Source organism: Mesorhizobium sp. B283B1A, assembly GCF_020165735.1.
GTDB lineage: Bacteria > Pseudomonadota > Alphaproteobacteria > Rhizobiales > Rhizobiaceae > Mesorhizobium > Mesorhizobium opportunistum.
The window spans coordinates 58593-65023 of sequence record NZ_JAIUIQ010000039.1; the positions used below are offsets into that span (position 1 = coordinate 58593).

5 protein-coding genes, 2 tRNA genes and 1 pseudogene are annotated in these 6431 nt (G+C 60.8%); 2 read left to right on the forward strand and 6 right to left on the reverse strand.

Annotated features, from left to right (window positions below):
- Positions 1–153: 153 nt before the first annotated feature.
- The 4 genes from LB577_RS26390 to LB577_RS26405 form a co-directional block, all read right to left on the reverse strand.
- Entirely contained in the window at positions 154–1539 is a 1386-nt protein-coding gene (locus LB577_RS26390) for a TolC family outer membrane protein (protein ID WP_023763484.1), read from the reverse strand.
- A gap of 180 nt (positions 1540–1719) precedes the next feature.
- Positions 1720–2388, reverse strand: coding sequence for a protein-L-isoaspartate O-methyltransferase family protein (locus LB577_RS26395; RefSeq protein ID WP_224689555.1), 669 nt, complete (start codon positions 2386–2388; stop codon positions 1720–1722).
- Between the two features lie 90 nt (positions 2389–2478).
- Positions 2479–2552, reverse strand: a tRNA-Cys gene (locus LB577_RS26400).
- 502 nt (positions 2553–3054) lie between these two features.
- Positions 3055–3315, reverse strand: coding sequence for a hypothetical protein (locus tag LB577_RS26405; RefSeq protein WP_031250206.1), 261 nt, complete (start codon positions 3313–3315; stop codon positions 3055–3057).
- A gap of 220 nt (positions 3316–3535) precedes the next feature.
- Between LB577_RS26405 and LB577_RS26410 the strand changes: the two genes are divergently transcribed.
- Both LB577_RS26410 and LB577_RS26415 read left to right on the forward strand, forming a co-directional pair.
- Positions 3536–3610 (forward strand) — tRNA-Asn (locus LB577_RS26410).
- A gap of 383 nt (positions 3611–3993) precedes the next feature.
- On the forward strand, positions 3994–4233 hold the full coding sequence (locus LB577_RS26415; RefSeq protein WP_224689556.1) for a hypothetical protein: 240 nt from the start codon (positions 3994–3996) through the stop codon (positions 4231–4233).
- 192 nt (positions 4234–4425) lie between these two features.
- Here LB577_RS26415 and LB577_RS26420 read toward each other — a convergent pair whose 3' ends face one another.
- Positions 4426–4737 (reverse strand): hypothetical protein, encoded by a 312-nt coding sequence (locus tag LB577_RS26420; protein WP_140780136.1) that lies wholly within the window; start codon positions 4735–4737, stop codon positions 4426–4428.
- A 1442-nt stretch (positions 4738–6179) separates the two neighbouring features.
- Positions 6180–6431, reverse strand: a pseudogene (locus tag LB577_RS26425) (ATP-dependent DNA ligase); the annotation flags it as partial.

Consider the following 6431-nt stretch of genomic DNA (forward strand, 5'->3'; position numbering starts at 1 on the left):
AGGGTCGTAATGCGACCCGGCGGAGCCTAGAGCAATTCCAGGAAAAGTGCGACACGGTTTTCCCGGGAAAAGCTCGTAGCGCTTTCCCTTTGGGAATTGCGTAAAAACAAAGAGATAGAGCGGTTCGCCGTTTCCGTGAAACGGTGAAATGCTCTAGCGGCCATCCGGGGTGCGCAGGCCGATCCACTTGTCCTTGACGGCGTTGTAGTGCTCCTCGGGCTTGTATTTCGCCACCTGCAAGGCGAGCCGGTCGATCGACAGGCGCCCCATGGCCGACAGGATGGCATAGCTCGCCACCACCACATCATGCTCGGAATTGGCCTGGTTGATCTTGGCGGTGATGACCGCGGCCTGCGCGTTCAGCACGTCGAGTGTCGTCCGCTGACCGACATTGCGCTCTTCGATGACGCCGTTCAGCGCCAGTTGCGCGGCGTCGATCACCTGCTTGTTGGCGGAGACACTCTGCTGCGCGGCGGTGTATTGCGACCATGCCGTGGCGACGGCCTGACGCACCTGGTCGCGGCTGACATCGACCTGGATACGGGCTTGGCCGAGCGACTCCTTGCTCTGCCGCACGAGTGCGGAGGTCCGGCCTCCCGAATAGATCGGAATGGTCAGCGTCGCGCCGATATTGGCCGAGGTCGAATTGCCGTTGGAGCCGGTAACGTCGGGAATGGATTTGCGGTAATCTTGCGAAATGCCGGCCGAAGCCGACAGCTGCGGCAATAGCGCACCCTCGGACGATTTCACCGAGAACGCGGCAGCGTCGACGAGATGTTGGGTGGCGAGAATGGCTGGATGTTCATTTGACCCGATGGCAATCGCCGCGTCGAGGCTCGACGGCATTAGCCTGCCCAATGGCGAAGCCGGCTTCAACTTGCCCGGCTCGTCGCCGACCACCTGGTGATAGGTCGCGGCACTGGCCAACGCCTGCGCGCGGGCGGCGCTGAGCGAGGCCACCGCCGAGGCGCGCGACGCGTCGGCCTGGGCAACGTCGGTGCGCGTGCCCTCGCCAACCTCGAAACGCGAGCGCGCGGCACGCGCCTGCTCGGTCAGGAACTGCAGGTTCTGTTCGGTCAGCACCGCGATCTGCCGGTCGCGAATCACGTCCATATAGGCCGTGGCCGCGCTGAACAGGGTGTTCTCCTCGGTGTTGCGCAGGCTTTCGACCGACGCCTTGACCTGGGATTCGGCCGCGGCCACGTTGTTCCTGGTCTGGAAGCCGTCGAACAGCGACTGGTTGATCTGAATGCCGTAGCTGCCGGACGTCAGCTTCGAGTTGCCGCCGCCATTTGCCCGGCGCGTGTTCGTATAATCGATGTTGGCCGAGCCCGTAACCGTCGGGCGCCAGCCCGACTTGGCGATGGCCACGCCTTCGTCGGTGACGCGCACGCCGGCGCGGGATGCATTCAGCGTGGAGTTGTACTGATAGGCCTTGGCGAGCGCGCCGGAGATGGTTTCCGCCGAGGCGCTCAGCGAAGAAAGCGCGGTCGCGGAGGCAAGGACAGCGGCAAAAAGGGTCTTGGATACAGACGGCACGGTATATCCCTCATTCGTTTTCCATGGGAACCGCGCCGCGCCGGTTTCTCCCTGGAGCAACCGGCGTGGCGTGTTTCATGTTCCCCGTCGCTCAGCCCAAAGTGCCCCCAGTTTGGGATTTGCAACGATTGTTCAAATGCAAGCGACCATGACAAGGCCTCTGCTGCAAGGCCAAATCATTCAGAATTCAAAAGCATGCTCACGTTCGAATCCGGGTAGTGGCTTAATTGCCGCATTAAATGCCCTTCTCCCGGTTACAACCCCCCCTGCCTTGAAAAAAAGTCGCGCCACGCCGGAATTGCCCTGCCCTTCGACGGCGACCAGGCGTCCACCTTCGGCGAGCTGGTCGAGCAGCGATTCCGGCACTTTCTCGATGCTGCCGCCGATGAAGATGACGTTGTAGGGTGCCTTGGCCGGATGGCCCTGCGGCAGCGCCCCTTGGACCACGGTCACATTGCCGCAGCCCAGCGAGGAAAGCGTCGACCTGGCGGTTTCGGCCAGCGCCGGGTCGCTTTCGAGCGCCACCACCGACTTCGCCAGCCGGGACAGGAGGGCCGAGGCATAGCCGGTGCCGCAGCCGACATCCAGCGCCGAATCGGCCGCGCTGATTTCAGCCAGCTGCATCAGCTTGGCCAGCGGCGAGGCTTCCATCAGGTAGCGTGCGCCGCCGGCGCCAGTGGCGATACGGATGTCTTCGTCGATATAGGCAAGCTCACGCTGCGCAGCGCCGACAAAATCCTCGCGTGGGACCGAAAGCATCGCGTCAAGCAGCGGCGCGCTGGTCACGTCGGTGGTGCGAACCTGACCATCGACCATCTTGACGCGGAGTTCGGAAAAATCAGCGTTCATGTCCCAACCAATCCGCTTGCCGCGCCAAACCGCGGTTCATTACGATTGGAACTTCAGGCCCCGGCGCTGGCGCGCGGGAGCCTGGGGCATTGGAGGCCTCGCCCGGAATCGAACCGGGGTGCAAGGATTTGCAGTCCTCTGCGTAACCACTCCGCCACGAGGCCTCATTGCTCCCGGCGTTCCACCCGGTTCCAATAGGTTGCGGCGAAAATGGCGTCAAGCGGCCACCACGCATTCCGCGCGGTTTCCTCTGCATGAATTTGCCTCTCCGTATCGAGCACGCGGCCACCCGTGGTCGCGACGCACATTAGCAACGCGTTAGGTATACCAGCAGATTGCGAGAAACTCCACGCCCCTGCCGCCGTTGAGGAGCGAGGAGGACTGCGCCATGCGGCCGGCAATCCGGAACAATGGAACGAGCGCCTGGGACGGCTTGTCGCGATCAGCATGCGAGGAGTTGCTGCGTTACGCCATCGAGTGCATTTCGATAGAAGGCACCAGCCGGCTTTCGCCGCGTGATCGCGCGCGCCTCGCCTCGGCCGCCGCTGTTCTCAAGGAAATCCGCGAGGACCTGGAACGAAGCGCGGAACGCAAACCGGATCCACGAAAATCCGAAACCCGAACAAGGGCATAGCGGAGGGGCGATCGAGGCTGGCGCCCGGCCGCTCAATCCGGCCGTCGCCGCCGCTCCCACCAGATGACGAAGCGGCGACGGTGGCGGCGCACCATGGCAAATTCATAGGAGAGCACCAGCAATCCGAGCGGCACCATCCAGAAGCCGAGAATCGGCAGGAAGCCGAGAATGCCGCCAATCGTCAGAAGCACGCCGATCGCGATTCTGAGCCCGCGCGACTGCGGCATGGTGAACTCGCGCCCGAACACCGAGATCTTTCGTGCCGGTATCCGGTTTTCGTCTGCTGCCGTCATCGCGAATGGCTGTCCCGTCTGTGCCTCGACAATACTGTTTACGAAAGCCGCGACCACCATTTCGGTTCCACGCCGATCGCCAAGACGGCTAATATGAGGGCGGCCGCCCCCGATTGCGAGAAACGCCTGAGCGAAAAAGTCTCGGAAAAATACGAAATGCTTCTTTGCAAAGCGGAAAAGGGTTTGCTATAGGCTGCGCCACTTGCTGAAGAGCCTCTGTTCCCCGGTAGCTCAGTGGTAGAGCAACCGGCTGTTAACCGGTTGGTCGCTGGTTCGAATCCGGCCCGGGGAGCCAACATTTCCAAGCACTTAGCTTATAGACTGCCCTTCGGTTCCTTCAGCCAAAACCCCATCTGGGCTACATCTCATGCTTTCCCGATCGATCGACGCACACGAACTTTATGTGCGCATAGGACATCATCTGTCGGCGATGCCGGCCCGCATGGAGGCTTACAGTCCGGAAAAGCAGGTCTGGATTAGCAAGGCTGTCGCGCTAGTCGAAGCTGTTGGGGATCTGGTTGACATGGTTCGTGTATTACAGAGGTGGCTGAGTGGTATCCAACCCGTCCGGCAATTTACGGTCCAAGCGTCTGGGGCATTCTTCAAAGGGCGCTGGCGCGCGCTGAACTCGCGGCGCCGGCCGCGACCTCTGGGGCGTTTCTGCCGGTAGGGAATGCCATGGACGCCATGTCCGCCATCGGCAAGGTTCTCAAGGAAGCTCGATCCAGGCTGCTCATCGTCGACCCTTATCTGGATGAGACGATTCTGACCGACTTCGCTCCAATGGGCGCCGAAGGCGTGAAGATCGATCTTTTATGCGACGGCGCCTCTGTGAAGGCCACACTGGCGCCGGCTGTTAGACGATGGTCAGCCCAACCCGATCGAGGCGCGAACCACGGGCGCCCGACTGCTGCATGATCGACTTATTATCGTCGATGACGCCAAGGTCTGGAATGTGAGTCAGTCATTCAAGGATCTGGCAGCGAGATCCCCAGCGTCGATAACAGTGGTGCCGGCCGAAGTCGCAGTGCTTAAGATTCCGGCCTACGTCGACATGTGGACAGCCGCCGCTCCACTCTGAGCCCGCCACCGTGAGGCAGCGGGCCATCTCTAGATGCGCGTAGTGCCATTCTCCCCACCACCAAAATGTCGTATCGGCGGCGGCCGATCGTCGCTTCGCCCTTGATCTGATCGACAGCCCACCTCAACGATTCCGACCAGTGCGCGAACAAACCCAACCATATCGTTTGCCGTGATGGCTGCCTCGTCGGGACTTTGCCCAATGTGCTCGGCGGCTTTGCAACATGACAGCCGGATGAGATCGTAGTGTAAATCCCTTTCATCCTCTGGCAGCGCCGCTAATTTCATGGCTCGGCGATGAATCAACCGCAGCAATTGTTCGAGAGCTGTTCCGACACTCATGCGCTTGCTCCGCATTGGTCGAGCGTCCCCGGCGCTAGAGGCGCGCGTTGGTACGTCGTATAGCCGTCCTCCGTGTGGAAGGCTGCACCAGAAGCCGTTAATATATCGTGTATTGCTAATATAAGACACTTCGCAAGAAGCCGCCCCCTGCCCTAGGCCCGAGCGGGCGCTGAAGCAAACAGAGCCGCCCGCGCTATCCTGAGGTGGTCAGTTCGCGACCTTGCCGAGAAAGCTGGTATCGCATTCACGACGGTTCATCGCTACGAACAGACCGGAAATGCGAGCGAGACCACGAAGGCAAAGATCGTCGCGGCGTACGCTGCGCACAATGTTGACATCTCGAATGGCGAAGGCACCGGAGCTAGGTTGCGGAAGACATGACCATTTTCTATCACTTCACGTCGGCCGATGCTCTCTTCGGCATAGGGCTTCACGGGCTTATGGTACGTCCAGCCTTTCGCCACGACGCCTAGCGCTCTCAGCCAAGGATCATTTGAGCTAGCACAATGGTGAGAAGCATTGATGCAGGAACGGCGATGAGACAATACGCCTCAACGATCCTGTTTTGCCGCTTGTCCATTTGGGGTGCCTCCTCGACCCGCACCTTGTCGCCGATCTCCGTTAGCGAGCGCCTATGTCCGAAGGCAGGCTCGTCGAGAAAGGCCCCCGCCTTTAACAGCTCTCGACGAGCCGTGCGCCGCTTTACCCCCGGACAGCACAACGCTCTCGCAGTCTGCTTCGAGCGTCAAGCGACTGTTCCGTTCGCATGTTCGTTCGCGCGATCAGGTTGCCCCAATGTCACATTCGCTGGACGCGTACGATCTTGCCAGATCTTGCCAGCCCGCCCTGCCGGTGGCCATCTTATCGTTTGAACGTCGGCTCCCAGTCGCTGTTGAGCTTCGCGTGTGGCTTTCGTAGTCAGGAACACATGTGAAGAACACCGGCCGGCGATCACGGCCAGCAGCTTCGCATGCCGAGCAGATGAACAATCCGGCAAGATCCTGATGCATTGACCCGTGATCCGGTCCGAGCCGGTCAATCGGCACTTGGATGTCGAGGCGGGTCGACCTGCAGCACATAGGGTGCCCACAGGTGACATAGACTGTTTCGCGGGCGGCCAGGGTGTCGGCGAGGGTCTTCTGAGGCAAGGCGATCTCCGTTGAAGGGTTCGCCGCAACGGGAGGATTATTCCTGCTTCAGCCTCGCCTGCCACTACCTTGAGGTTGCGCGATAAAGTCCAAGGGTGTGAATTTGGACCAATCCGCGCAAAAGAATGGCCAAAGCGGAGCGCTCCTTGCATTTTAGCTAAATCGGCTGTGGAAGTAGTTCATGAACTTCCGAGCGGGGGGCTCATGATCACAGACCTTTTCCTCACGGCGTCGCGGCATTTTCAATGCTTGTCCCGCCCTATCTCATCCTCAAGTGAGGTGGAGCGGTCTGGTCTATTGCTTATCCCTGAAATCCAGCAGCTTGGCATGGCGCAGCTTTTCCTCGCCCTTCAGGAACCGCACCCGGCCGACTAGACCAGGTTTCAGCCATTCGGCCTTGTCGCTCTTGAGCCTTACCGGCGCCGGTCCGCCTATCTTGCCTTGGACGCGGTCCCAAAGGCGCTGCCGTTTGTCTGCCTTGAAGGTAACGAAGGCGGCGCCGGCATACCGACCCTTGTCGGCCATCAGCACCATCGCAGGCTTGCC